At 43.8% G+C, this 24,996-nt stretch carries 23 protein-coding genes; 13 read left to right on the top strand and 10 right to left on the bottom strand.

The annotated features are described in order from the left end of the window. The first annotated feature begins 456 nt into the window (after positions 1 to 456). The 5 genes from fadB (at position 457) to FOR85_RS09830 (ending at position 6,359) form a co-directional block, all read left to right on the top strand. On the top strand, positions 457 to 2,616 hold the full coding sequence (fadB, locus tag FOR85_RS09850) for a fatty acid oxidation complex subunit alpha FadB (RefSeq protein WP_144297792.1): 2,160 nt from the start codon (positions 457 to 459) through the stop codon (positions 2,614 to 2,616). A gap of 144 nt (positions 2,617 to 2,760) precedes the next feature. Continuing rightward, a complete protein-coding gene (gene fadA / locus FOR85_RS09845) occupies positions 2,761 to 3,933 on the top strand; it encodes an acetyl-CoA C-acyltransferase FadA (protein WP_144297791.1) in 1,173 nt (390 codons plus the stop codon). Positions 3,934 to 4,189: 256 nt separating this feature from the next. Beyond that, positions 4,190 to 4,765 (top strand): isochorismatase family protein, encoded by a 576-nt coding sequence (locus FOR85_RS09840; protein ID WP_144297790.1) that lies wholly within the window; start codon positions 4,190 to 4,192, stop codon positions 4,763 to 4,765. A 240-nt stretch (positions 4,766 to 5,005) separates the two neighbouring features. Next, complete coding sequence (locus tag FOR85_RS09835; protein ID WP_144297789.1) at positions 5,006 to 5,650, top strand: HD family hydrolase; 645 nt, start codon at positions 5,006 to 5,008, stop codon at positions 5,648 to 5,650. Positions 5,651 to 5,753: 103 nt separating this feature from the next. After that, positions 5,754 to 6,359 (top strand): DUF1287 domain-containing protein, encoded by a 606-nt coding sequence (locus FOR85_RS09830; RefSeq protein ID WP_144297788.1) that lies wholly within the window; start codon positions 5,754 to 5,756, stop codon positions 6,357 to 6,359. Positions 6,360 to 6,446: 87 nt separating this feature from the next. Here the strand turns inward: FOR85_RS09830 and asd are convergent, their stop codons facing one another. After that, positions 6,447 to 7,280 (bottom strand): archaetidylserine decarboxylase, encoded by an 834-nt coding sequence (asd, locus tag FOR85_RS09825; RefSeq protein ID WP_144297787.1) that lies wholly within the window; start codon positions 7,278 to 7,280, stop codon positions 6,447 to 6,449. Positions 7,281 to 7,408: 128 nt separating this feature from the next. On the opposite strand from asd, the gene dtd reads away from it, so the two are divergent. Then, on the top strand, positions 7,409 to 7,861 hold the full coding sequence (gene dtd / locus FOR85_RS09820; protein ID WP_144297786.1) for a D-aminoacyl-tRNA deacylase: 453 nt from the start codon (positions 7,409 to 7,411) through the stop codon (positions 7,859 to 7,861). 48 nt (positions 7,862 to 7,909) lie between these two features. On the opposite strand, the gene FOR85_RS09815 is transcribed toward dtd, so the two are convergent. Further along, positions 7,910 to 8,518 carry a M23 family metallopeptidase gene (locus FOR85_RS09815; RefSeq protein ID WP_144297785.1) on the bottom strand — a complete coding sequence of 203 codons (609 nt, stop codon included), beginning with the start codon at positions 8,516 to 8,518 and terminating at the stop codon, positions 7,910 to 7,912. Positions 8,519 to 8,714: 196 nt separating this feature from the next. Here FOR85_RS09815 and FOR85_RS09810 point away from each other — a divergent pair, with 196 nt between their 5' ends. Next, the gene (locus tag FOR85_RS09810; protein ID WP_144297784.1) at positions 8,715 to 9,404 is read left to right on the top strand and encodes a putative quorum-sensing-regulated virulence factor; all 690 of its coding nucleotides are present in this window, start codon (positions 8,715 to 8,717) and stop codon (positions 9,402 to 9,404) included. Positions 9,405 to 9,458: 54 nt separating this feature from the next. Here the strand turns inward: FOR85_RS09810 and FOR85_RS09805 are convergent, their stop codons facing one another. Further along, entirely contained in the window at positions 9,459 to 10,346 is an 888-nt protein-coding gene (locus tag FOR85_RS09805) for an alpha/beta fold hydrolase (RefSeq protein ID WP_144297783.1), read from the bottom strand. A 382-nt stretch (positions 10,347 to 10,728) separates the two neighbouring features. Between FOR85_RS09805 and FOR85_RS09800 the strand changes: the two genes are divergently transcribed. Continuing rightward, complete coding sequence (locus FOR85_RS09800) at positions 10,729 to 11,406, top strand: TIGR00730 family Rossman fold protein (protein WP_144297782.1); 678 nt, start codon at positions 10,729 to 10,731, stop codon at positions 11,404 to 11,406. A gap of 102 nt (positions 11,407 to 11,508) precedes the next feature. Here FOR85_RS09800 and FOR85_RS09795 read toward each other — a convergent pair whose 3' ends face one another. Next, complete coding sequence (locus FOR85_RS09795) at positions 11,509 to 13,050, bottom strand: FAD-dependent oxidoreductase (RefSeq protein WP_144297781.1); 1,542 nt, start codon at positions 13,048 to 13,050, stop codon at positions 11,509 to 11,511. Positions 13,051 to 13,645: 595 nt separating this feature from the next. Between FOR85_RS09795 and FOR85_RS09790 the strand changes: the two genes are divergently transcribed. Then, on the top strand, positions 13,646 to 14,080 hold the full coding sequence (locus FOR85_RS09790; RefSeq protein ID WP_068405150.1) for a hypothetical protein: 435 nt from the start codon (positions 13,646 to 13,648) through the stop codon (positions 14,078 to 14,080). Positions 14,081 to 14,457: 377 nt separating this feature from the next. Beyond that, positions 14,458 to 14,736 carry a type B 50S ribosomal protein L31 gene (locus tag FOR85_RS09785; RefSeq protein WP_068405148.1) on the top strand — a complete coding sequence of 93 codons (279 nt, stop codon included), beginning with the start codon at positions 14,458 to 14,460 and terminating at the stop codon, positions 14,734 to 14,736. Between the two features lie 117 nt (positions 14,737 to 14,853). Here the strand turns inward: FOR85_RS09785 and FOR85_RS09780 are convergent, their stop codons facing one another. The 4 genes from FOR85_RS09780 to FOR85_RS09765 form a co-directional block, all read right to left on the bottom strand. Further along, positions 14,854 to 15,708 (bottom strand): SGNH/GDSL hydrolase family protein, encoded by an 855-nt coding sequence (locus FOR85_RS09780; RefSeq protein ID WP_144297780.1) that lies wholly within the window; start codon positions 15,706 to 15,708, stop codon positions 14,854 to 14,856. Beyond that, complete coding sequence (locus tag FOR85_RS09775) at positions 15,702 to 17,099, bottom strand: nicotinate phosphoribosyltransferase (RefSeq protein ID WP_144297779.1); 1,398 nt, start codon at positions 17,097 to 17,099, stop codon at positions 15,702 to 15,704. The genes FOR85_RS09780 and FOR85_RS09775 overlap by 7 nt, the downstream gene beginning before the upstream one ends. Positions 17,100 to 17,228: 129 nt before the next feature. Then, entirely contained in the window at positions 17,229 to 18,293 is a 1,065-nt protein-coding gene (locus FOR85_RS09770; protein ID WP_144297778.1) for a bifunctional nicotinamide-nucleotide adenylyltransferase/Nudix hydroxylase, read from the bottom strand. A gap of 439 nt (positions 18,294 to 18,732) precedes the next feature. Then, positions 18,733 to 20,040, bottom strand: coding sequence for an RNA-guided endonuclease TnpB family protein (locus tag FOR85_RS09765; protein WP_144297777.1), 1,308 nt, complete (start codon positions 20,038 to 20,040; stop codon positions 18,733 to 18,735). 83 nt (positions 20,041 to 20,123) lie between these two features. Here FOR85_RS09765 and tnpA point away from each other — a divergent pair, with 83 nt between their 5' ends. Continuing rightward, positions 20,124 to 20,522 (top strand): IS200/IS605 family transposase, encoded by a 399-nt coding sequence (tnpA, locus tag FOR85_RS09760; RefSeq protein ID WP_068405507.1) that lies wholly within the window; start codon positions 20,124 to 20,126, stop codon positions 20,520 to 20,522. A gap of 49 nt (positions 20,523 to 20,571) precedes the next feature. Here the strand turns inward: tnpA and FOR85_RS09755 are convergent, their stop codons facing one another. Together FOR85_RS09755 and FOR85_RS09750 are read right to left on the bottom strand one after the other, a co-directional pair. Next, positions 20,572 to 21,105 carry a glutathione S-transferase family protein gene (locus FOR85_RS09755; RefSeq protein WP_144297776.1) on the bottom strand — a complete coding sequence of 178 codons (534 nt, stop codon included), beginning with the start codon at positions 21,103 to 21,105 and terminating at the stop codon, positions 20,572 to 20,574. Between the two features lie 129 nt (positions 21,106 to 21,234). Beyond that, the gene (locus FOR85_RS09750) at positions 21,235 to 22,224 is read right to left on the bottom strand and encodes an alpha/beta fold hydrolase (protein ID WP_144297775.1); all 990 of its coding nucleotides are present in this window, start codon (positions 22,222 to 22,224) and stop codon (positions 21,235 to 21,237) included. A 404-nt stretch (positions 22,225 to 22,628) separates the two neighbouring features. On the opposite strand from FOR85_RS09750, the gene nfuA reads away from it, so the two are divergent. Together nfuA and FOR85_RS09740 are read left to right on the top strand one after the other, a co-directional pair. Further along, on the top strand, positions 22,629 to 23,312 hold the full coding sequence (nfuA, locus tag FOR85_RS09745; RefSeq protein ID WP_068405139.1) for a Fe-S biogenesis protein NfuA: 684 nt from the start codon (positions 22,629 to 22,631) through the stop codon (positions 23,310 to 23,312). Between the two features lie 259 nt (positions 23,313 to 23,571). Continuing rightward, positions 23,572 to 24,876, top strand: a complete 1,305-nt coding sequence (locus tag FOR85_RS09740; RefSeq protein WP_144297774.1) for an O-acetylhomoserine aminocarboxypropyltransferase/cysteine synthase family protein — start codon at positions 23,572 to 23,574, stop codon at positions 24,874 to 24,876. Positions 24,877 to 24,996: the final 120 nt, after the last annotated feature.

Raw genomic sequence — 24,996 nt, 5'->3', positions numbered from 1 at the left:
GGCGGACACCTAAAGCACCTTGGCCGCAAGGTAAAGGGTTGGTGTCGACTTAAGAGTGACTTGCGAGTATGGTATTAGCTTGTGACAGTCGGGGGCATAATCCCCTACACTAATTGGCGTGAAAATGGTCTGGCACTTAGCGCATAGGTTTTTAGCCTGATTTAAGTGACTGATCATCTCAATGTTCAGTCAGTGTTTATAACATCAGTACCGGTAACAAACGTATATAAATGAAGCGCCGTATTCATATTTGCTATTACCTGATAGCGTTGCAAAAAATGAATACAAACATGAGCGCTGGATAATAAAGACATCTGCACTGCTCATATACTGACTTTTAAAGCAGTATGTTGGCAGTGTTATTACTCGTTTTACTAACAATAACTGACTATGACCTTTAATTTTAAAGCTTTTAATTTTAAAACGTAGCTTTCGTTATATAGCAAGGAGTTTCAAATGGTATACCAAGGAAATCGCATTACGGTGACAATGCTAGAGGATGGCATCGCCAACATGCAATACAACGCCGAAAATGAGAGCGTGAACAAGTTTGATGCTGAAACCAATAAGCAATTTGCTGAAGTTGTGACAGCGCTAGAAAAAGCGGATGACGTGAAAGGCTTAATCGTCACCTCAAGCAAAGGTGTATTTATCGCTGGGGCGGACATAACAGAATTCGTCGGTTCATTTAAGAATCCAGAAAACGAAATCAAAGATTGGGTCGTTAATATCAATGACGCTTTCAACCGCTTTGAAGACCTGCCATTTCCAAAAGTAGCGGCCATCAATGGCGCAGCGCTTGGCGGTGGTTGTGAGATGACCTTGGTTTGTGAATACCGTGTCATGAGCGACAAAGCCATTATCGGTCTACCAGAAACCCAGCTCGGTATCTTCCCAGGTTTTGGTGGTACGGTGCGTAGTACGCGTGTGATTGGTATCGACAATGCGCTTGAATTGATTGCCACTGGTACGCCAAAAAAACCACTTGATGCGCTAAAATTAGGCCTAGTCGATGCGACTGTTCCTGCCGATGACTTGCAAGATGCCGCCATTGACCTAGTCAAAAAATGTATCTCAGGTGAGCTTGATTGGCAAGCGAAGCGTGAAGAGAAGCTGAATCCTGTAAAGCTAAACCAGCTTGAGCAAGCGATGGCGTTTAACAGTGCCAAAGGTATGATCTTTGCCAAAGCCAATCCTAAGCAGTACCCAGCGCCAGCAATCGCTATCGAAACCATTGAAAAACACGTCAATTTGCCACGTGATAAAGCAATCGAAGTCGAAGCGGCTGGTTTTGCCAAAGCGGCGAAAACCCCACAAGCAGAAAGCTTGGTCGGTCTGTTCTTAAACGATCAATTGGTCAAAAAACTTGCCAAGCAGCACAGCAAAAAAGCACATGAAATTACTGAAGCAGCCGTACTAGGCGCCGGTATCATGGGCGGCGGTATCGCGTATCAGGCAGCGAGCAAAGGCTTGCCAATCATCATGAAAGATATCAAGTCTGAGCAATTAGACCTTGGTATGGGCGAAGCTAGCAAGCTACTTGGTAAAATGGTCGAACGCAAAAAGATGACCCCAGCGAAAATGGGTGAAACCTTAAGCCGTATCCGTCCAACTTTGAACTATGGTGATTTTGCAGAGACTGATATCGTTATCGAAGCAGTCGTAGAAAATCCAAACGTGAAGCGTGCGGTACTTAAAGAAGTTGAAGGTTTGGTTAAAGACGATTGTATCCTAGCGTCAAACACCTCGACGATTTCTATTACTTATTTAGCAGAAGCACTTGAGCGTCCAGAAAACTTCGTCGGTATGCATTTCTTTAACCCAGTACATCGTATGCCACTCGTCGAAGTTATCCGCGGTGAAAAATCATCAGAAGAAGCGATTGCAACTACAGTTGCGCTAGCGTCTAAAATGGGCAAAGTGCCGGTTGTCGTCAATGACTGCCCAGGTTTCTTGGTCAACCGTGTGTTGTTTCCATACTTTGGTGCTTTTGACTTGCTGCTTAAGCAAGGTGCGGATTTTGCTCATGTCGATAAAGTCATGGAAAAATTCGGCTGGCCAATGGGTCCTGCTTATCTAATCGACGTGGTTGGTTTAGATACGGGCGTACACGGCGCAGAAGTGATGGCAGAAGGTTTCCCTGACCGCATGAAGCCTGATTATAAAGGCGCGATTGAGCATTTATATGAAAACAATCGTTTAGGTCAGAAAAACGGCGTTGGTTTCTATAAGTATGAGACTGACAAACGCGGTAAGCCAAAGAAAGTGGCGGATGAAGCGACTTATGAGCTACTAAAAACCACAACGGATAGCGATAAGCAAACCTTCGATGATCAAACCATCATCGACCGCACTATGCTGGCGTTCTGTAATGAAACCGTACGTTGCCTAGAAGACAACATCGTCAGCACACCATCTGAAGCCGATATGGCGATGATTATGGGCGTTGGTTTCCCGCCGTTCCGTGGTGGCCCTTGCCGTTATATCGACCAAATGGGTCTAGATAACTATTTGGCGCTATGCGAAAAATATGCGCACCTTGGTAAAGCCTATGAAGCGCCGCAAAAGATTCGCGATATGGCAGCCGCAGGCGAGACTTTTTACGCCACTGCGTAATGGTCGGTCATTACTAGGATGAAGTGCTGTACCCATGCTTGATAAGGTTATTGATGGTTTATTTATTATCAATAATCTTTTACATCAAATATGACGAGCATTAAGGTATTGCCACTGACAATAAAAATTGAAAAGGAAGATAGTATGACAACTTTAAGTCCAAAAGACGTGGTCATCGTAGATGGCGTACGCTCAGCAATGGGTAAATCTAAAAACGGTATGTTCCGCCACGTTCGCGCTGATAGCATTTCTGCTGAATTGGTCCGTGCCTTAGTTGAGCGTAACGACTTTGACCCACGCGACGTCGAAGACATCATCTGGGGCTGTGTAAACCAGACTTTAGAGCAAGGTTTGAATATCGGTCGTAATATCGGTCTGCTGGCTGGTATTCCAAAGACTGCTGGCGGCCAAACTGTTAACCGTCTATGTGGTTCATCTATGCAGGCGCTACACACTGCTGCCGCGCAAATCATGACCAACCAAGGTGAAGTTTTCATCATCGGTGGTGTAGAGCACATGGGTCACGTTGGCATGATGCATGGCGTTGATCTCAACCCTGAAGCGTCAAAGCACTATGCAAAAGCCTCAAACATGATGGGCTTGACCGCTGAAATGCTAGGTCGTATGAACAATATCACTCGTGAAGAGCAAGATGCTTTCGGTCTTGAGTCACATCGCCGCGCATGGGCTGCAACGACTGAAGGTCGTTTTGACAATGAAATCATCGGTATCGAAGGTCATGATGCTGCTGGTCGCTTGCAACTATGTACCGTTGATGAAGTGATTCGTCCAGATGCAACGATGGAGCAAATGCAAAAGTTACGTCCAGCCTTTGATCCTAAAGGCGGTACGGTCACTGCTGCGACCTCATCTGCATTATCTGACGGTGCGTCAGCAATGTTAGTCATGAGCGCACAAAAAGCCAAAGACTTAGGTCTTAAGCCTCGTGCTCGTATTCGTAGCATGGCTGTTGCTGGTTGTGATGCCGCTATCATGGGTTACGGTCCTGTACCTGCTACCCAAAAAGCACTTAAGCGCGCTGGCATGAGCATCGATGATATGCAAACCATCGAGCTAAACGAAGCGTTTGCAGCGCAAGGCTTGTCAGTACTTAAAGCCTTGAACTTGTCGGACAAGCAAGACATCGTCAATATCAATGGTGGCGCGATTGCACTAGGTCATCCACTAGGCTGTTCAGGTGCTCGTATCACCGTTACCTTGTTAAACGCCATGGAGCAGTCAGATACTGAAATTGGTCTAGCAACCATGTGTATCGGTCTTGGTCAAGGTATCGCGACGATTATTGAGCGTGTGTAATTTTTAGACTGTATTAGCTTTGCAATATTTTAGCATTTTAAAAAGAGCCTCCAATCAAGCGATTGGTGGCTTTTTTATTTATAAACAATAACGAGGTATCTATGACGCAACGTTCATAAGTTGTTAATAAAAATTATCTCCATTGACGCCCTCAGCAAACTATGACTAAATAAGAGCTAGGTTTAATAATAATGATATAGAGGCCAAATATAGCGTCGCCTTTACCTATTAATATCTGTCGTACAAGGAGTGTACTATGTCTACCATGATTACCGATCGCACTTATCGTATCGCCCGTGAAAATACCCAAGCGATGATTATCGATGTTCAAGAACGCTTAACGCCGCATATCTATGACCATGAAAATATTGTCAAAAAGACCGTCACGCTAATCAAAGGGCTGCAAGCGCTTGATATTCCTATTATGCTCAATGAGCAGTACAAAAAAGGACTTGGCGATACCCTGCCTGAGATACGTGATGTGCTAGAAGGTGATAATGCCAAAAGCTTTGAGAAAGTCACTTTTAGCGCTTGTGATAATGACGATTCGTGGCATTATCTAGCCCAACAAAATCGTAGCATTGTTCTATTATTTGGGATGGAGGCGCATGTCTGTGTCATGCAAACGGCGCTTGATTTGCTCGATAATGGCATGCAGCCAGTGATTATTGGTGATGCGGTTGGCTCGCGCTTTCCTTATGATAAGAAGCAAGCGATTCGCCGTATCCGCCGCGCTGGTGGCGTGATTAGTACGGTAGAATCCATTCTTTTTGAATTATGTCGCAGTAGTAAAGACCCTGCTTTTAAGACCATTAGTAATTTGATTAAGTAGCCTAATTAAGCATCATGCTTAAGCAAATTTAATTATTAAAAATAGTTTCTTAATAACTCTCAAAAATAAAATAGCGCTCAATACTATCGGCGCTATTTTTTTATCGAAAAATTATATTGAAGCAAGTTGTTTACGGTTTTTATAACGGCTATCAATGCCGCAGTGCTTAAATATTTACTATAATATCTGCCTTTGCGTGAAAAGACAGCGCTCAAATTTATCAGTTATTTAGAGAGAATCATGACGTTACCCTATTCTAATGGTGTCAACCATACACCGTTGACCGACCCTGCGACTGCTGCAAATATTGATATTGACGATGTAACGCATTTTTTATTAGAGTTGGATGCGCTAAAACGCGTCAATCGGCGCAGTTATGTGACGAAAACAAATCGGTTGGAGAATTCTGCCGAGCACTCTTGGCATTTGGCGATGGCTTGTTGGTCAATTGCTGAACAGTTTGAGATTGATGTTAATCATGAAAAATTGCTGAAGATGGCATTAATACATGACTTGGGTGAAGTTGATGCCGGTGATACATTTTTATTTGCCAATAGTAGAGCTGACGCTCACGCTGGAGAGCGCGAGGGCATCGCTCGATTACGAGCTGAGCGCGGCAATGGTATCAAAAACTTAAGTGAGATTTGGGAAGCGCAAGAAACGGGCAGGAGCAAAGAGGCTGAGCTGCTGAGAGTGATTGATCGAATTTTGCCATTTTTGTTAAATTTAAATACAGGCGGGAAAACATGGAGTGATCATGAGGTGACACGCTCGCAAGTGACTGGCGTCCTAAGGTTTATTAAAGACAGCTTTCCGAGTATTCATCAATGGCTATTGGAACAGGTTGAGTATGCGACCGAGCAAGGCTGGCTGATTGATAGATAAGTGGTTAAAAGTTTTTTTTGCCTGTCAGCTGTTTACAAATTACTCATTATCTTCCTGCACTAAAGCCTTTATATTAGGGACAATCACGCAAAGAGACGGTCACATGAAAATAGCTGGTACTTATAAAACATCCGCGAAATCACTGGTTTTTCTTGGCGTACTAAGTTTGGCGCAATTGGCGCAGGCGACCGAGTCTGTTGGTAAGGGCGATAAATTGGCCTATGATGCCAAAAAACAGATAGGTGTGACCACTAGCTATGACCCTACCTATCGTCAGCTGGATTTTCCGCGTGGCGATGTACCGATAGAAACCGGCGTTTGTACCGATGTTGTCGTACGGGCATACCGTCTGCAAAATATCGATTTACAGCAGTTGGTCAATCAAGATATGAAGTCCAATTGGTCGGCCTATCCAAAGACGTGGGGACTAAAATCAACCGATAAAAATATCGATCACCGCCGTGTGCCGAATCTTGAGGTGTTTTTTAGCCGTCATGGTCAAACATTATCTATCACTGATAAATCTAGCTTTCAAGCCGGTGATATAGTGACGTGGCGGCTGCCGAACGGCAATTTACCGCATATGGGCATCGTTTCTAATAAAGTCGCCGCTGATGGCTCGCCGTTGATTATTCATAATATCGGACGCGGAACGCAAGAAGAAAACATCTTATTTGCGTATCCTATTCACAAGCACTTTCGGTACTAGATTGAATACGTCTAATAAAAAACCTAGCTAAGCTGAGTGGCTTAACTAGGCTTATACGTAGAAGTTTCTAGAGTCTTTATAAAACTGCTATTTATTCGCAACACCCAATAGCTGTCCCATTTTTACCATACTGTTGGCTTGTAAGCTGTCTTGCCAATCGGCTTTTGCGCCTTTTGGTAGAACGACAATCGCCGTTGAACCTAAATAAAAGCGTCCAAGCTCATCGCCTTTGGCAAAGCTCATATTGTGAACCATTTCTTGGATATCCTCAGTGCGGCTGATTTTCCCCGTCGCGACGGTTTCGATACCAGCGACAATCATAGCGCCAACCATGACCACCGCCGCTTTGCCGTACTCTGTATCAAATAAACAGACCAAACGCTCATTACGGGCAAATAAATCCGGCACGTTTGCCGCCGTGACATTATTGACAGAAAATAGGGTACCCGGTATATAACGGGTCTTGGTCAAGGTACCAGCAAATGGCATGTGCACGCGGTGATAGTTACTCGGCGCGAGATATACAGTGGCAAAGCTACCATCAGCAAAATAACTGCCATCTTCGCTATCAGCGAGTAGTTGACCGATGTCATAATGACGACCTTTGGCTTGCAGTAATTTATGGTCGCGGATTTGCCCTAACTGCGAGATAACACCATCGGCAGGACTGACAATTCCATTTGCGCGGCTATCAATGAGCCGCGCGTCGTCTTTTAGCTCACGGGTAAAAAAGTCATTAAAGCTTTCATAAGCATTGAAACTTTGGCGCTCGTATTCATCTAAGCTGACATTGTAAGCTTTGGCAAAGCTGCGGATAAACGCACGCTTGACATAAGGGTGGCGACTGGCGGCCAGACGTCCAGCGACTTTACTCAGCTGCTGCTGCGGTACAAATTGTTGAAGGGTGGCAAATAAATTCATAATAAGGTTACCAAAATAGGGTTCGATGTAATTATTAATAGGCAAGTTAATGGCGGTATTTTATCATGGTCAGGGTATGATTGTATGACCATAAACTGTAAGCGATTTATAAATAAGGAAGGCTGTAAATGAGAGCACTGATACAAAGGGTGCAGCGCGCCAGCGTCACTGTCGATGCGCACTGCGTTGGTGCGATTGAGCATGGAATCTTGGCTTATATTGGCTTGGGTCATGAGGATAACTTGCAAAGTGCGCAGCGTATGATTGATAAAATCCTCACTTATCGCATTTTTGAGAATGACGATGATCCTGCTAAGTTTGGTAAATTGGATAAAAATGTCCAGCAGGTAGGCGGCGGTTTATTATTGGTGTCACAATTTACCTTAATGGCAAAAACCGATAAAGGTCGCCGTCCTGACTTTGGCGGCGCGATGGCACCCGATGCTGCAGAGGTATTGTTCGAGCAACTAATTACTTATGCCAAAACCCAACATCCCCTTGTAGCAACTGGTGAGTTTGGCGCTGATATGCAAGTGGCAAGTATCAATGATGGGCCGTTAAATTTTATATTGGAAGTTTAAGGTCTTATTTTTAAAGGGGTCAGGTTTTAAAGGCCAAAAACTCAAACGCTAGCTTTCAGGCTTTTGCAAAAGTGGATAAGGGTTGACCGCGCTGCCATTGATATAAATCCCATAATGGACGTGCGGCGGCGTGCCTTTGGCATTCCCACTGTCGCCGACGTAACCGATGATATCGCCAGCATTGACCCAGTCGTTTGGGCTAATATCAGCGTAATCCTCTAGATGCGCATAATAATGTCCTGCGCCGCCCGGTCCAATGATGAACACCACGCGACCGCCTAAGCTGTTTTCGCCGACTTTACTGACGATACCTTGCGTCGTTGCCTGAATCGGCGTACCTCGCTTGGCAAATATATCGATGCCTTCGTGAGAACGACCTTGGCTACGCGCCGCGCCCCATGTATCCGTTAAGTGTTGTTCGGGCAGTGGGCTAGGTAAGCTATTTTCTGTCGGTAATGCTTGTTGTAATAAACTGAGCTGTTGCCATTTTGCCAGTACAAACGACTGAGTTTGCTTGCTGATACTCGGTAAGAGCTTGTCAAAGACAAATAACAGCATCAGTAATACCGCCGCCTTGATGAATATACTTATTACACGGCGTAAAAAGGTTGGTTTTGAATTTGGATTTGGCGGAAGCTTATTACCATCTGCTAACATCGATATCTCTTTATTTTTTTTGAGTTAACTCTAATGGGTAGTATAAGAGTTAATATCTCTACTCTTTGTATACCATTGTTATCTTTAGCTTTTATCCCCATAAATATAACGTAGTTTTTAAAAATCACCTATTTTTTAGGTATATATAGAAAACTGATATTGCTACCTATTTTCAAATAATGATGGCCAAATCTTTATGACCGACACTGCGCTGATTATCGATACCGAAACCGACCAAGGTCGTGATCCGCGTCCGATTCAAGTGGCGACTATTAATGTGGCGACAGGATTTGAGTGGATGAAATACTTTAATAGTGGGCGCCCGATATCGCCCGTCGTGATTAGAATCCATGGTATCACCGATGACGATGTTGCCGGTCTTGAGCGCTTTGAGCTTGAGCAATTTGAGTTGCCGCAGTATTTGATTGGGCATAATGTGCGCTTTGATTGGCGGGTGATTGGCAGTCCGTCTGCTAAGCTAATATGTACGGTGCGGCTGGCGCGCGTGGCCTTTCCAGAATGGAGCGCCTATGGGCAGTCGAAATGTATCGAGCAATTATTAGGTAAAGGCGAGGCAGGTAAAATGACGATTGCTGCTCATGATGCGCTGGGCGATGCGCGCATGTGTTATCTGCTATATCAGGCCTGCTGCGAGCGCCTAGAGATTGCGCCGACAGATTTTGCAGCAGCGCACGCTATCGCCAATAAAGCCAATCCACTGAGCAAAATGCCCTTTGGCAAACATAAGGGTACGTTGATTAAAGACGTGCCAATTAGCTACGTAAAATGGATGCTAGGCAACATTCATAATATGCAGCCGTCGCTGTATTCTGCGTTGACCAAGCGTGTGCAAGCAGAACAAGCAGCAAAAATCACGCAAGACTAAATACAGTTGCGCTTGAATGGCATGCGCTTGAATAGCTGCACTAAACAAAGCTTATTACTGCTTGGCTAGCCAATCGATTGCCATTTGCCAAAGCTGCGGGGCTTTAGCATTGGTTTTGCTGCTAAAATAGCGCATATGACCGATACTATTTAAGCCAAATTCTTCGGGGTCAAAATAGCGTTTTTCGACTGGCATTTTGCTAAAGACGCGAATCATATCATCGATATTTTTGCTATTGGCAATTTCATCATCGCTAAAGCCGAGCCACAACGCAGGTATATCAATCTCATCATAAAAATGGGTATGAATACTTTTGCCAAACGCGGTTTTAATATAGCCTGCGCCATTGCACCACTCGCGCCATTGACGAGTGACGCCGCGTGGTAGTGGCTCGCCCATGCCGATTTTATCCGCTGGCGTATAGCCTAGCGTTAAGTTGGTGAGCGGAATAAAGACGTCCATAAAACCCATCGCTTTGAGCTTGTAAGGCATGTCCATATTTTTGATTTGCCCTGATGAACAAGCAACATTAAATACTGAAGTAAGCGCCTTATAATTTGGCATCAAACCTATCAGCTGACCGCCGGCGCTATGTCCAATCAAATGATAAGTGGCATCGGCAAATTCGTCTTGTAAGGCATCAAGGACGGCTGGCATGTCATGACGACCCCAACTGATTAAAGAAGCATCGCATTTCGTCAAATCAGACGATAGCGATTCACCGATACCTTCATTATCAAAGGTTATGACCCCAAAGCCGCTTGCTGCTAAATAAGTGGCAAAATTATGATAAAACTGGCGTTTGATACCAGTAGCCGGCGCGATCATGACTGCGGCTTTTACTTCGTCTCTAGGGCGATAAACGGTCGCTGCCAATGCTCGATTGCGCTCAGTCATGATGCTTAGGGCATAAATATCTGTTTGATTGTGCGGATTTTCCATGGTTTAACCTTCATGTATTTTTGTCATTTTTATGAGTAAGAGTTTTCTTATAAGTAAAGACTTTGGGTAAATAAAAACGCTTGCTAGGCGCACAGCGTTTAATAATCAATATTAAGCGTGCAGTCATTAAGCCGTGATTGGTTGCTTACTTTATAGCTTAGCTGGGTGATCACCGCATGATGACTTTGCAGTAACACTGCTTATGGTAAAATAAATCTTAGTGAGGAAGGCAGGCAAAAATGACTTCTAAGTTCTATGAGCAAGCTCGACGTTGTATATTTTGAGCAATTAACCTACATCAAAAAAACAACATCTATAACTAATCATGTTTTAATAGTTAAGTATTTAATAAGAACAATGTATATAAAATTAAGGAAACTCTATGCAAATGAAAATTAACAATGACACTTATGAAGTCATTACCAGTCAAGACATTACCAATATTGAAAAAGCCGTGGATAAATCAGCGCTCACCATGCCACTGGTAGCGGTTTATTGTGGCTCACGTTTGGGCAATAATGACGTTTATGAGCAGGCGGCGCGTGAGCTTGGCAGTGCGCTTGCTGATAATGGCATGGGTTTGGTCTATGGCGGAGCGAGCATCGGGCTGATGGGCGCAGTCGCTGATGAGGTCATCCGAGGTGGCGCACAAGCGGTCGGCGTGATTCCAACCTTTATGCTCAAGCATGAAATTGCTCATGAGCAGCTGACGCGCCTGCATTTGACCGATACCATGCATACCCGTAAAACGGTGATGGCAGAGTACGCCGATGCCTTTATTACGTTGCCGGGCGGGCTTGGGACGCTAGAGGAAATTATGGAAATTGCCACCTGGCGTCAGCTATATCAGCATGAAAAACCGATGATTATTCTTAATATCAATGGTTTTTATGACTGTATGATTGAACATTTACAATACACCGCTGAGCAAGGCTTTATGAAGCAACAAGACCTTGAGCGTTTGGTCGTTTGTAATACCATTGGCGAAGCGATTGATATGCTAAAGACCGTCGTAAAAATAGATGACGCCGTTGATACTGAGAAAATGGCGGGAAACTAGCAGCGGTTATCTTTATCAATAACTTTAAATAAAAAAGAGAGCAAGGCTAACATTAAGCCTTGCTCTCTTTTTTGCTTTGACTTTATTAACATTTAAATCATTTTAACTCGTTTCACAAATACCATGATTTACGCCCGCCATTGCCATTGGAAAGCCGCGTTCTTGCGCTAAATAACGCGCAATTTTATCAATCGCCACGCTATCATTTTGTGCCAAATACGCCCATTCATGCGCATAACGCTGATGGTTTTCTGGCGCTTCATCAGCAACCAAACCAAGCGTCGTCAATTCATCAACGATTTGATCGGCAGCAATCAGCGTCGATGAGGCTTTGACGTTTTCTGCCCGCGCATAGCGAATATTAGAGTATAAGCTCACATCGGCAACGCGCAGCGTATCGTCTTGCCCAGGTATTTGCTGCCCGCCATAGAGTGCATTGCCAACTGTTCGCGCGCTATGAAAGGTCGGGACGAATTCAGCCACGTAATCAATCGCTTGCTGGCTGCGCGCTTGTAGTGGCGCTTTATCCCAGCCGTCTTCGATATAATGCAGGTATTGCGACGGCAATTTCGGTTGGGCGCTATTTTTGTTAGAAGCAACCAAACCATCATCAAATAGGGTAATAAATTTACTCATGCCATGTATCTGAAAATAACCATCAGGGTAGGGCGTTAGCTGCGCCATGCCTTCCGGTGTGCCGCGCTCACCGTAAACGATAATTTCTGGTATTTGACCGCCAGTATCGCCCCAATGAGTGATATAAGACGATTTAAACTCGACCATACGCGTGACTTTGACACCGACCATATCATCGATAATGCCGGTACGAAAACCACAAGCGTTGATTAAATAATCAACTTCGATAGAATCGGTTTTGGCTTCAGTATCAGTATCAGAGCTCGCTGCTTGTTGATAATCAATGCGCCATTTGGTCACATGATGGTCAGCATTTGAGCAGTTTTCACAATCGACTGGCATCACTTGCTTTACCTGCGTATCGGTAAAGACATGCGCGTGCTCATAGCCTTCTAAAGCCAATTGTGCAGACGCTGCCAAACGGAAGATATTCCAGCCGTATTCTTGTACGACAATCAGCGGAAATTTGACCTTGTTTAAATCCAAATACTTAGCAACTGGTATCATCCATTCATCAACCGTGCGCGGCACCGCGACTTGCTCGCGCTCAGATAAGGCAATCAGTTGCTCATGGCTGTAGAGCTGATAGTAGTTTTCAGGTTCGCCAAGCACTTTATTATTGGCGTCTTCGGCGATAAGCTCACGATAAGCGTCAGTCAAGATATCTAAGCGTGGCAATAAATCCTCAGGCAAACCTTCATCGCGCGTCGGCACCGCAAATACCGTCGGGCGTACATCAATGGTATAAGGATAAAGGCGCAAAATATCTATGCATTGTTTGAGCAGGGCAACGCAATCTTCATCAGGTATTTCACGATATAGGTTGCCACCGGCATGCAAATGACACATCGGCGGCCCGTCAATTAGCGAGGTATTTTTTTCAAATAAATACGTTTCAAGGCCCAATGCCGCAAGGCGAATCGCGATGGTTGCACCCGCTGTACCGCCACCGAGAATACCAACCCGTTTGCTAGCAGGCACTTGATTGTTCATAACAGAATGAGTCATTGTCGTTGTTATATCCTTAGTCGCATTCCTATCTTCAATTAGTAGGAATGGCTCGGCGTCTTTGTGAAGTAATTCGTTGCTAAGTTTCTTCTCTTAAGTTTTCTATATTCGCCGCGCTTATATGTTAAATAACATGTTTTTCTAATGCGTGTTTTTTCATGCAAGGCTACCGATATGCGTACAGCGAACCCTAAGTTCAACAGTCATTTTAAACCGCTATAGTCATATTTCTTATTGTGTAGTAGTTCTTAATTTAGATGGATTATTCTACGAAAAAATTACTCAAATTAGCATGGCAAAAACGTAAGTAGATGCATAAGTTTTGTCAAAGGATGGCAAACAAGGAGCGACTAAAACACAGCTTTATAAAAGCATTTTTAGAAAATCGAAGAGCAAACTTTATTTAATTTGTAAACTTTATACGCTTCTGTAAATTTATATGGTGCGAAAAATAACTGATTTTATGTCTGTGCTATAGTAAAAATACTTATGGTCAGCTTTAAGCCGTTTTTTGCTTTAAGGTATAGGTTTGCAGACCACAAAAAACCATATAAAAGAAGCAATTAAAGAAATCACTATTAACAAGGACGTTACTATGAAACACATACTTATGTTATCTGTCATTTCTGGTGCATTAGCGCTTAGCGGCTGTTCTACGTTTAACAACATGCTGGGAAAGGACGATTCTGGCATGCATGAGGTGCAAGCGACCACTAAAAATACCGCGCCAGTTGCCAGTAAAAATGGCATGTTGGTCGATGCAACCAATCATATGACCTTATATACTTTTGATAAAGACTCTATGAATAAATCAGAATGTGGCTCAGCTTGTCTGGTTGCTTGGCCAGCGTTTTTGGCACCAAGCAATGCCAAAGCGTCAGGGCAGTTTGCCGCCTTTAAACGTGAAGATGGCAAATATCAATGGGCGATGAATGGTAAGCCGTTATACTTTTATGCCAATGATACCAAGGTTGGCGATAAAGATGGTGATAACAAACTTGGCGTTTGGCATATCGTAAAAACCAAATAAGTTTCCATTTTTCCAAAAGTAAGTTTTCCAAAAATAAGTTTTCTATAAAAAAGGCAGCTAGCGTGGCTGCTTTTTTATGATTATTTATGGGGTTTTTCGACTCAGCATAATGGCGTTAAGTCGAGTTCATGGCGTGGTTTTATCGTAGAAGCGGCTTGCATCGAGCAACAAAAACCGTTAAAATCGCGGTTTGATTTTCCCGCTGGGGAAAGGCTAAGTGAGCAGCGGTGTGGTGTTGGGTGCTGGAATAAGCCAGTGACGTAATTGCCAGACTGACAGATGTCCTTAGTGCCTCAGTTACGTATGTGAGCGTGCTTAATAGCTAAAGAGGCTATTAATCAAAATGCTTACCATACATCGGACATAGAGAGTTTATTATGCGTAAAGATATCCATCCTAATTACCAAGAAGTTTTGTTCCATGATACCAACGCTGACGTGTTTTTCTTAACTCGCTCAACCGTTAATACCAAAGCTACTCGTGAATACGAAGGTAAAGAATACCCATACTACCCACTTGATATTTCAAGTGCGTCGCATCCATTCTATACTGGCGAACAACGCAAAACGTCTACTGAAGGCCGTGTTGCAAGCTTCAACAAACGCTTTGGTGCGTTTGGTGGCCGTAGCAAGAAAGCTGCTGATTCTGCTGAATAATTTATACTTATGGTATAAATATATGTCGCGAAGCAGTCTTTTGCTAAGCCATAAAAAAACCGCTGATTATTCAGCGGTTTTTTTTATCTAAATTTTAATGTTCAGTATTTGCACTACTCAGCTACTTAACTTAGTAGTCGACGAATCTAGCAACTTCACAATCAATTCTGCCACTTGCTGCGCCCAATAACCATACATCAAACTGCTTGGATGAAAGCCGTCGCTGGCAAACATCACTCTGATATCGATCGGCGTGCCGTTAGAGTGTTCTTCTATCATGCGTGCAAAGTTCGTTGCCATGTAAGTGACATTGTCATGAGCGGCACAAATTTGCTGCAAGCTATTATCAAGGATAGCGGCTTTGGCACCAACGAAGTTATTCAATGGCGCAGGTATCGCAGGCATTTGAGCCATCGGCGGTAAGCTTAAAAAAACCAGCTCGCGTACGCCGAATTTACGCTGGGCGATAGCAATGATATTTTCAACCTGCTGTTGCCATTGAGCCGCAGAGACTTTGGAGGTAGTATCATTAACGCCGACACTTAATACCATCACATCAATAGGTTGGCTCGGTGCAGGCAACACATAAAGCCTGCGCAAAATATCAAAGCTGGTATAACCCGTGGTCGCTTGTAACGACCAGTTTAAGGTATCAAAAGCGCTTTGGATAGCTGCCTGCTCAGTCAAAATAGGTATCAAATGACCGACCAGCGCCTCTTGTTGGGTCTGACTACCGACGCCAGCCGCTGCCGAATCACCAACGACCATCAGGTTCAATATATTGTTGCTTTTACCCTTTGAGGTAATAGGCGAGTTATTGAGCTGAACCTGTCCATGACGCTCGCCATTTGGCTCAGGTAGGCGTACAGTATCACGCTTGATTTTGTGCCCTTGATAAAGGTAAACAGGAGCAAGCAGCACGTCCTTGGCAGCAGCGGCTATTTTATTTTGCATTTTTTTAGTAGCTACCATCCTGCACGCTCCCGAATCGTAGTGAGGTTATCTTCAATAAGTAATTTACCATCGATATATACATCGCGTAATAGGTTATCTTCAGCTGTCGTTAAATCATCCGCTTTAATGGTTTCTATGTTGCCTTTGCTATTTTTTATGAGTGCCAAACGGCCTTTTTTTGAGCGTTTTGAGCGGCTAGTGACAGGGTCTTTATAGATATCTTTCCATACGCCATCGATAGAGATGGCACTGGCTTTCATCGCCCAACTCATGGTATCGCGATTGACTTGCTGTAGTAGCCCGCCGCCCATGCCAAAGGTGATATTGTCGGCACTAAAACCTGCGTTTAAGACCACATCGATAATTTTGCCTAAGCTTTGCGGGCTGATACCATCGCCTTGGATAATGCGTACATAGTCGGGCAGCACTTTATAGCCTTTGCTATTTATGGTGGTGCCAAATTTTACCGCCAAGCGCTCTAAGGCTTCGCGCACCACTTTTGCCGGATCGCCGCTATCTGGACGGATAACCAAAGTTCCGCCCATATTTTTGACGTCGTCTTTTAGGCTACCGCCCCAAATATTATCAATGGCATTCCATAAATCATAGCTGTCAGATACCACAGAAAAACTTTTACCAGCGCCGCCAAATTGTTCAATCATATTGGCAAAGGCGGCAGTTTCTCCGTCGCGACCCCACGCCGTCATGGTGCTATGCTCAGCAGCAGGGATAGAAAAAGCAGCTATTTCTTTGTCCATGTGATACCAGCGGCTGGCGGCAACCAAGGCCGTCATCGAGTCGGTACCAGCAAAGTTCACCAAATGCGCAAGACTACCAAGGGCGACAGATTCTTGACTAGACGCACCGCGCGAACCAAAATCATGCAAACGGAAAATCAGCGACTCGGTATTGTCGGCAGATTTTTCTAGTGCCTGACGAATGATGCCTTTGCAATAGTGCGAGACGCTAGCGACGGTTGAGGGATACCAAATCGCCCGTAGCAATGCCGTTTCGATATAGCTTGGTAGCCAATAGAACTCAGGGTCAGTATTAATAATTTGGCAGACCACATTGGATGCTGGAACGACGCTGCCTTCAGGAATGGCTTCGATGCGCAGTGGCAGATAGCCGCCATACTTATCGACTAACAGCTCCCAGCCAGCACGGTTAAAGGTTAAGCCATGGGCTTGAATGACCGTTTCGGCTTCATCGATATCTTGATGGGTAATCGGCGTGCTAAGGTATTCTTTGATAAAGGCTTGCAAGCCAAAAAATACCACATCGTAGTCACCTTTACGCGCTTCGATATAGCTTGATAGATACTCGCTACCTTTTGGATATTGCACCCAATGGGAGGTTTTATAGCTGTCGCTATTTAAGATTAAATTGTTTAAATTGCTGGTGTACATCACAGAACTCCTCTGCTTTGAGATGCCACAGCTGTTTTTTAATAACCGCTGCGGCGGTGAGCCATTGCCGTCTATCGGCGCTGGCGTGAAAAAAGGTTAATAAAAATTGCACAGTCGCCTGATAAAAGCCTACAAACCAACCATTTTAGCGATAATCGCATAATGGTCTTCAAACATCATGGTGGCATCAAGCTCAGCGAGTGGCAGCCAAAACGCTTTGGCTGCATCGTCGCCACCTTTGACTTTTGGCAACCCTTTTGGGTCGTTTTTTAGCTGAAAATAAAAGGCTTGGGTAATCGTACGCCCACGCGCTGAGCGATACGGGTCGTCAAAGGTATGCTGACTATGACAAGAGCCGCGTAGCACCGGTTCAGGCACTTTTAAGCGCGTCTCTTCGCGTAGCTCGCGGATACAGGCATCAAAGAGTGTTTCTTTTGGATTCAAAAAACCACCCGGTAATGCCCATAGCCCGCGTCCTGGCATACTGCGGCGTTCAACCAATAAAATATGCCCTGATTGTACGACGAGCGCATCAGCGGTCATAAAGGTCGGTGGATAAGGCGCAGATTCCCATTGTCTTTTATATTTATCGACAAAATCCGCTTCTTCATGCAGGTTTTGATAAATATCGGTCTTTTTAAAGTCATTGAGGACGTTGCGGGTCGACTCAGGGGTGCGCTCAGGCGTTGGCGTGGCACCCATCAGGTAGCTGTCACGAATAGGGGTGGCGGATAAATTGTGATAATTGGGCACAGAAACCGACGCCCAATTTGGGAATAAGGATAAATAATAAGATGAGCTGTCTTTTGAATGACCAATCAGCCCAATATCAGCCTGTAAGTCGCCGGTGACGGATTTGACGCCCGTCTGCACATATTGCAGCCAACGCGTGTCATTGTAGAGCGCATCGTCGAGACCGACGCAATGAATTCGCGCCGCTTCTGCTGGCGAGTAGGCGTTCTTGATCATCGCCGCCCGTTCATCGACACTAAATGGATTACGCAGACTGCGCGGCAGGTTGGCAGAACCGATCAGCATAATGACGTTATCGGCACGTTTTAATGCTTCATCGACCACTGCCTTATGCCCGCAGTGAAACGGCTGGAAACGTCCAATAAACACCAAATAACGGTAGTCTTTACTGTTATTTTTATCCGAGCTTTTATCCGAACCTTGCTCTGCTGATTCACTCATAACGGCCAACTCCTAACTTACTGCTATTAATTATCAATTTAAAATGTCTCAAAGAGGCTAATACTGACACAGCCTATATCTGGCTGACAAGTATAAAGATGTTTAGTGCCGTGACTTTATCGCTTTAACGAATTTTAGCGCTTGGTTTTTGCGCCATGAATGTTATTTTAAAGGATAATGTTTTTATAGATATAAAAGCAAAAACCCTTCTAAAGGCTAGAAAGGTTAAGGTTAGAAAGGTTTTTGCAAACGCTCAAAGCATTAATAATATCAAATCTCAAGTGTTTTGATTTTTTCTAAGCCTTGCTGCTCAATGACGGCGGTCAAACCTTTATCTTCTTCAATACGTTTGACAAAGGTATCAAGGTTTTTATAGTCAGTTGACATACTCCCGCCACTTTCGACAAGCTCAAGCGGGGGATTCTAAAAGCAAAAGCTCTTAGGCGACTTTCTCACGACCGTCGCAAGTTTTCTGCTTCAACGGGCGACCTTTACTGCATCCTCCCTCGACAGACAAAACGGCATGTCCTGCCGCAAGAATATTACGAGCTGCATTAACATCTGCATTCGCAATATAACCACATTCAACGCACTCAAATTTTGCTTGGGTACGTCTATTTTCTTTTGCAACATGCTTGCATTCAAAGCAGGTTTGGCTTGTATAACGCGGGTCTACCTTGATGAGTAACCCGCCGTGCCAGTGCTGCTTGTACTCAAGCATATCAATCATCATGCCCCATCCTTGATCAAGAATTGATTTGTTCAATCCTGACTTGGCTTTGACATTGCGACCTTTATTTTCAAGAGTCCCGCTTGCAGATCCCGACATATTAACTACTTTTAAATCCTCACAGACAATCATGGCGTGGTTTTTGCTGATGTCAGTGCTGATTTTATGCAAGTAGTCATGGCGAATATTGGCAATGTGATGGTGAAGCTTTTGGATTTTACGGTTTTGCTTTTTCCAATTTTGGCTAAATAAGACCTTACGACTTAATTGGCGCTGTAGCTTTGCTAGTTTGCCTTGATTGGCTTTAAAGCTGCTCTTAGGTTTAAAGCACTGACCGTTTGAGCCGGTAACTAATTTACTGACACCTAAATCAATACCAATGGCGGTTTTAGAAGGGTGAATTGGGTTCTGTTCCAACTCTCGCTCAGTGCCAAACGACACGTACCAATGACCGGATTTCTTGCTGATGGTGACGTTTTTAATTATCCCAAGAATGTCTTGAGATTTTCTAAACTTTACAAAACCTACACCATTCGGTAGTTTGACACGATTGCCTTCAACACGGCAATATTTATCAAACTGTACCAAGCGTATTGAATCACACCCATCTGATTTGCGCTTGAAGCGCGGCATAAGCGGGCGTAATTGGATTTCTGTGCCATCAGCAAGCTTGAAGAACTTAGGCTTTTTAGGTTTTTTCTTATTCTCTTTCAGTCTTGCATGAACTTTAGAGTCAAAAAAGCGTGACCAAGCAGAAGCGAGATCACGAATTTTTTGTTGTAAAGACACCGCGTTAGAGCTTGTTTTTAAGAAGGCAAACTCAGGATTTGCTTTAATATCCATGATTTTATTAACCAAATTGGTTGCATTAATAAACTCATTTTTAGCAAACATCTCAAACGATATCGCAAGCATTTGATTCCAAACAAAACGTGCAGAACCAACAAGATTGTTCAAGACAACCTCTTGCTCTGCATTAGGCTCAAGCCTAAATTTGTACGCTTTATTAATTTTCATAATGGATGCTTTATTGGTCAGTGTGTTCGTTATTTATACCATGTTATACTATATAACATAAACAATAAAGGGTATTTATTATAATGAGTGAGATATATAAAAACCGTCATTCTGCTTATAATCTGCATGTGCATTTGGTATTCATCACTAAGTATCGCAAAAAGGTTTTAGCTGATAATCATCGTCAATACTTTAAAGAAGTTGTTGCTGAGATATGCAAGGATTTTGGTGCGGAACTCAAGGAATGTAACGGTGAAGGCGATCATGTTCACATGCTGATTCAATACCCACCAACGGTACAACTAAGTAAGATGGTTAATAATCTAAAGTCGGTCACAAGCCGGCGCATGAGAGCCAACTTCATTGACTTAAGGGCGGCTTATAATAAGCCTGTTTTGTGGTCACGCTCTTACTTTGCCGGCTCATGTGGCGGAGCGCCGTTGGAGATTATTAAGCAATACATTCAAAATCAGCAGAGTTAGGCTATACGAAATTCACCTCCACCCTAGCGTCGGGTGGAGTCCTCTTTCGTTAGATTGATAGATCGATCTCAAACTTTTTCGCCCACGTTAGGGTGATGTATAAGTAAATATCAGCCGTGGTTTTACTGCCTGTTAGATAATCAGTTTTACCGAGCTGCTCGTTGGGCAGTCTAAGCAAATGGGCGATTTTTTCTTTGGCTTTTTGCTTTAAGTTTTCTTGTGCAGCATTGCCTTCAACGAAGCCATCAGGGCCAAAGAGCGGGGCAAAGACTTTATGCAGATCCGCATTCAAAAACCCTAGCCAATGCATTATTTCACCTTTACCAGCCGGTGAGGTATCTGAGCCAAAGATATTGGCATCTGGATAGCTGGCATCGATATAGACTTGGGTGGCAATGTTTTGGGTGATGATAGTGTCGCCATCGACGATAGCTGGTACCGCGCCTTGCGGATTGATACGTAGATATTCTTCTGATTTAACCGAATCATGATCTAATAGCTTGAGCTCGTAATCTGCGCCCGTCCATTCGAGGGCGGTGTGCGGTACAACGGCGCAAGTTCCTGGTATGACATATAACTGCATAAATTACTCTTTTGAATTTGTTATGGCGTTCAATCCAGTCTAAACAGCCGATCTGGCCAAGTCAGTTATGTTATGTGAAGTTAGTTTTAGGAGATGTAGCATTATCATGCAAACTTTATCTTGCATGCGTCATCCTGCATGTTGCTCAATCCATGCCGCCACCGTTGGCCAGATCTCTTTGGCAGCCGTACGACTGTTTAAAATGCGGCTATGGGTATAATCATCCAAGTCACCATGACTTCGCGCGTATTCACGAAAAACGTTAGCAGAGTTTTTGTTGAGCGAGCGATTAAAGTCGTTAAAAAGTGACAGGCAACCTCGAGTTGGCGAGATGAATTTATCACCCTTGGCGCTGATAGCATAAATGGGTACGGTAATATTCGGCATATACTGCCGATAATCAAAAATCGCACTTTCAGGAGTATTTTGCTGGCGAGTGTGGCTATCAAAAGTACTTTTCTGAATACCATTCGCATTTATATCACTTTGTTTAATAAAACTGCTGTGGAAGTTTTTATGCAAATTCCACTCATACCATTGATTCATGGTGTGATGGTTTTCATTGATGGGTCCCAGTTTGAGTTTTCTGGCGGGTATATAGCCAAATAGACGGGTAAACATCTTGGCGGCGACTATTTTAAAATAGTTCTTCAGATTGACGATGGCGCCGTACACTTGGCAAGCAAACATGCTGATGCTATTTATTTTATTGATATACTGCGGATTTTGAATGAGAAACATCGTTAAGCAAGCGCCGCCGCCACTATGGGTGACGCAGTGTAAATTGCTGAGCTTTAATTCGTTAAATAAATAATCAAAAGTGGCGGCAAAATCATAGGTGGCGACGGTTTCGAAATTGAATTGGTCTGTGGGGTTTGAGCTTGCGCCATGAGCGCGCCATTCCATGATATAGCAATGATGTCCAAGCTCAGCTAAGTATTCAGCGATTCTTAAGCAGGTTTTTTTGTCTGAAAAAGTGCCATGGGTTAAGAAGATATTTTGTCCTTGATGCGCATTAACGATAGATAATTGATGGCTTTTTTCATTATCAAAAACTTCCCAAATAGCGATTTGTACGGCATCTTTGGTGGTCACAAAATTTAGATTCTCAGTCAACATACTGCTCTCTCAAAATAGTTAAGATTCTGATATTTATTCTTTTAAAATTTTCATAAGCTCTTTAGTGCATTCTACGCCCGCTAGACTTGATAAGTCTGCACGCCGTCTTTATATACTATGAAGATAAAGGCAGCTTACTATAGGTAAGCCTTATTAAAAATAGCCATCGCTTAAAACCTCAGCGCTTAAAAACCGCTACTACCAATTCACACTAGCCTAGTCGGAATTATGCGTTAAGTGCGCTATAATAGACACCATAAAGAGCCATAAAGAAATTTTCATCACGGTCAAAGCATTAAAACGATAAGCCAAAATGATGGTGATTTCATTAGTCCCAACCTCACATAGACGACACAGTAGACGTGGACAATATAACGCTTGTGTCATAACACATAGGAAGCATTATGAGTGAACACAATCCAACTGATACTCAAGTAGACCCTACTGCCGATTACGAGTCAGCATTAGATACTGAGCAAACCGAAGCTAAAAGTAACATTACCATCACTGAAGCGGCGCAAGGGTATTTGGCAGATTTACTGGCGAAGCAAGATACCGATGGTATCGGCGTGCGTATTTTCGTCGAACATCCAGGTACACCGCGTGCCGAATGCTGTATGGCTTATAACCAGCCGGGCGAAGAAGACAGCGCTGATTTAAAACTGACTTATGACGATTTTTCGGCATTTATTGAAGCGGCGTCCGTGCCTTATTTAGAAGATGCGGTGATTGATTATAATAAAGACCGTTTTGGTGGGCAGTTGACGTTCCGTGCGCCAAACTCAAAAGTGCCAAAAGTTGGTGCCGATGCCAGTGTCGAAGAACGTATCAATTATGTCTTACAGTCGGAGATTAATCCAAGCTTGGCCGCTCACGGCGGTGATGTCCAGCTGCTTGAATTGGTTGAAGAAGAAGGCGTTGGTCTGACTGCTATACTGAAATTCGGTGGTGGTTGCCAAGGCTGTTCAGCGGTTGATATGACCTTACGTCAAGGTGTTGAAGTGCAGCTGAAACAACAAATTCCAGAGCTGACGCAAGTCATCGATGAAACCGACCATACACGTACAGAAAACGCTTATTATAAATAGAAAATGACAAGTCGTTATAAAAAATAGTGCCGATATCATCTAAGAATATGCTTATTAGTTTCTTTGTTTATAAAAATTGCTTATGAATATTTGTCATTAAGAGATGAAAAATTTGCTATTCTTTTAATAAAGAAGCTGGGTTATGATTAACTCAGCTTTTTTTATGACTTTTTGTTATAACTAATTTTGATAAAAAAATATGGGTTTAATAACCTATTAATACCCCTGTAAATATCCCATAAAATTTTAGGAGCACCTTATGAGTGACGGACAACCAGCCAAGCAGAATACTCAGCGCCTTGAAACCTTAGCCATTCACGCTGGCTATAGCGTCGAGCCAACCACCAAAGCGGTCGCCGTGCCTATTTATCATACCAGCTCGTATGCCTTTGATAATACCCAGCATGGCGCCGATTTATTTGATTTAAAAGTTGCTGGCAACATTTACACCCGTATCATGAATCCGACGACGGCGGTGTTAGAGGAGCGCGTTGCAGCACTTGAAGGCGGTATCGGGGCGTTAGCGGTTGCCTCAGGTATGGCGGCTATTACTTATGCGATTCAAACCATTTGTGAAGCAGGTGATAATATCGTCGCCGTATCAACGCTATACGGCGGCACTTATAATTTATTCGCCCATGCGCTGCCGCGTCAAGGTATCGAAGTCCGTTTTTTTGACCATAAAAACCCTGAAGCGATTCGTGATTTAATTGATGATAAAACCAAAATGGTCTTTGCAGAAAGTATCGGTAATCCACTGGGTAATATCGTCGATATCCAAGCTCTGAGTGACATCGCCCATGAATATGGCGTGCCAGTGGTGATTGATAGTACGGTTGCGACGCCAGCGCTGTGCCGTCCATTTGAGTTTGGCGCTGATATCGTCATTCATTCATTGACCAAATATATGAGCGGTACTGGTACTTCGATTGGTGGCGCGATTGTTGATAGCGGAACTTTCCCTTGGGGCGATTATCCTGAGCGCTTCCCATTATTAAACACCCCAGATGAAAGCTATCACGGCGTAAACTTTGTCAAAGACGTCGGCGCAGCGGCATTTATTGCCCGTGCTCGTGTCGCGCCACTGCGTAATACCGGCGCGGCAATCAGCCCGCTCAATGCCTTCGGTATCATGCAAGGTATGGAGACGTTAAGTTTACGTATGGAGCGTCATGTCCAAAACGCCCAAGCAGTTGCTGAATATCTACGCGACCATGACAAAGTCGCCTGGGTAAAATATGCTGGTTTGCCAGACCATCCTGAGCATGAGCTTGCTAAAAAATATATGAAAGGCACGCCATCCGCTATTTTAACCTTTGGAGTAAAAGGTGGCCTCGAAGCAGGCGCGCGCTTTATTGATGCGCTGCAAATGATTACGCGCTTGGTCAATATCGGTGATGCTAAGTCGCTCGCTTGTCATCCAGCGACCACGACCCATCGTCAGCTTAACGAGCAAGAGCTAGAGAACGCGGGTGTTAGTGCGGATATGGTGCGTCTGTCAATTGGGATTGAGCACATTGAAGATATCAAAGCTGATTTAGAGCAAGCACTTGCCGCTGTTTAATTGAGCGATTATTTTGTTTTATAAATGAATACTAAAAAGCCCATATCCGATGACATGGGCTTTTGCTTATTAGATGCTAAAGTTTTGTAGGCAATCCTAAATAAAAGCGCGAAAATATTA

It is taken from the genome of Psychrobacter sp. YGAH215 (assembly GCF_007280595.1).
GTDB classification, from domain to species: Bacteria; Pseudomonadota; Gammaproteobacteria; order Pseudomonadales; family Moraxellaceae; genus Psychrobacter; species Psychrobacter faecalis.
Note: the sequence above shows the minus strand (reverse complement) of the source record. Positions and strands in the feature narration are given on the sequence as shown.

Excerpts from the sequence above, each read along its gene's own strand:
- fadB (WP_144297792.1), top strand. The coding sequence starts at position 457 with ATGGTATACCAAGGAAATCGCATTACGGTGACAATGCTAGAGGATGGC.
- fadA (WP_144297791.1), top strand. The coding sequence starts at position 2,761 with ATGACAACTTTAAGTCCAAAAGACGTGGTCATCGTAGATGGCGTACGC.
- FOR85_RS09840 (WP_144297790.1), top strand. The coding sequence starts at position 4,190 with ATGTCTACCATGATTACCGATCGCACTTATCGTATCGCCCGTGAAAAT.
- FOR85_RS09835 (WP_144297789.1), top strand. The coding sequence starts at position 5,006 with ATGACGTTACCCTATTCTAATGGTGTCAACCATACACCGTTGACCGAC.
- FOR85_RS09830 (WP_144297788.1), top strand. The coding sequence starts at position 5,754 with ATGAAAATAGCTGGTACTTATAAAACATCCGCGAAATCACTGGTTTTT.
- asd (WP_144297787.1), bottom strand. The coding sequence starts at position 7,280 with ATGAATTTATTTGCCACCCTTCAACAATTTGTACCGCAGCAGCAGCTG.
- dtd (WP_144297786.1), top strand. The coding sequence starts at position 7,409 with ATGAGAGCACTGATACAAAGGGTGCAGCGCGCCAGCGTCACTGTCGAT.
- FOR85_RS09815 (WP_144297785.1), bottom strand. The coding sequence starts at position 8,518 with ATGTTAGCAGATGGTAATAAGCTTCCGCCAAATCCAAATTCAAAACCA.
- FOR85_RS09810 (WP_144297784.1), top strand. The coding sequence starts at position 8,715 with ATGACCGACACTGCGCTGATTATCGATACCGAAACCGACCAAGGTCGT.
- FOR85_RS09805 (WP_144297783.1), bottom strand. The coding sequence starts at position 10,346 with ATGGAAAATCCGCACAATCAAACAGATATTTATGCCCTAAGCATCATG.
- FOR85_RS09800 (WP_144297782.1), top strand. The coding sequence starts at position 10,729 with ATGCAAATGAAAATTAACAATGACACTTATGAAGTCATTACCAGTCAA.
- FOR85_RS09795 (WP_144297781.1), bottom strand. The coding sequence starts at position 13,050 with ATGACTCATTCTGTTATGAACAATCAAGTGCCTGCTAGCAAACGGGTT.
- FOR85_RS09790 (WP_068405150.1), top strand. The coding sequence starts at position 13,646 with ATGAAACACATACTTATGTTATCTGTCATTTCTGGTGCATTAGCGCTT.
- FOR85_RS09785 (WP_068405148.1), top strand. The coding sequence starts at position 14,458 with ATGCGTAAAGATATCCATCCTAATTACCAAGAAGTTTTGTTCCATGAT.
- FOR85_RS09780 (WP_144297780.1), bottom strand. The coding sequence starts at position 15,708 with ATGGTAGCTACTAAAAAAATGCAAAATAAAATAGCCGCTGCTGCCAAG.
- FOR85_RS09775 (WP_144297779.1), bottom strand. The coding sequence starts at position 17,099 with ATGTACACCAGCAATTTAAACAATTTAATCTTAAATAGCGACAGCTAT.
- FOR85_RS09770 (WP_144297778.1), bottom strand. The coding sequence starts at position 18,293 with ATGAGTGAATCAGCAGAGCAAGGTTCGGATAAAAGCTCGGATAAAAAT.
- FOR85_RS09765 (WP_144297777.1), bottom strand. The coding sequence starts at position 20,040 with ATGAAAATTAATAAAGCGTACAAATTTAGGCTTGAGCCTAATGCAGAG.
- tnpA (WP_068405507.1), top strand. The coding sequence starts at position 20,124 with ATGAGTGAGATATATAAAAACCGTCATTCTGCTTATAATCTGCATGTG.
- FOR85_RS09755 (WP_144297776.1), bottom strand. The coding sequence starts at position 21,105 with ATGCAGTTATATGTCATACCAGGAACTTGCGCCGTTGTACCGCACACC.
- FOR85_RS09750 (WP_144297775.1), bottom strand. The coding sequence starts at position 22,224 with ATGTTGACTGAGAATCTAAATTTTGTGACCACCAAAGATGCCGTACAA.
- nfuA (WP_068405139.1), top strand. The coding sequence starts at position 22,629 with ATGAGTGAACACAATCCAACTGATACTCAAGTAGACCCTACTGCCGAT.
- FOR85_RS09740 (WP_144297774.1), top strand. The coding sequence starts at position 23,572 with ATGAGTGACGGACAACCAGCCAAGCAGAATACTCAGCGCCTTGAAACC.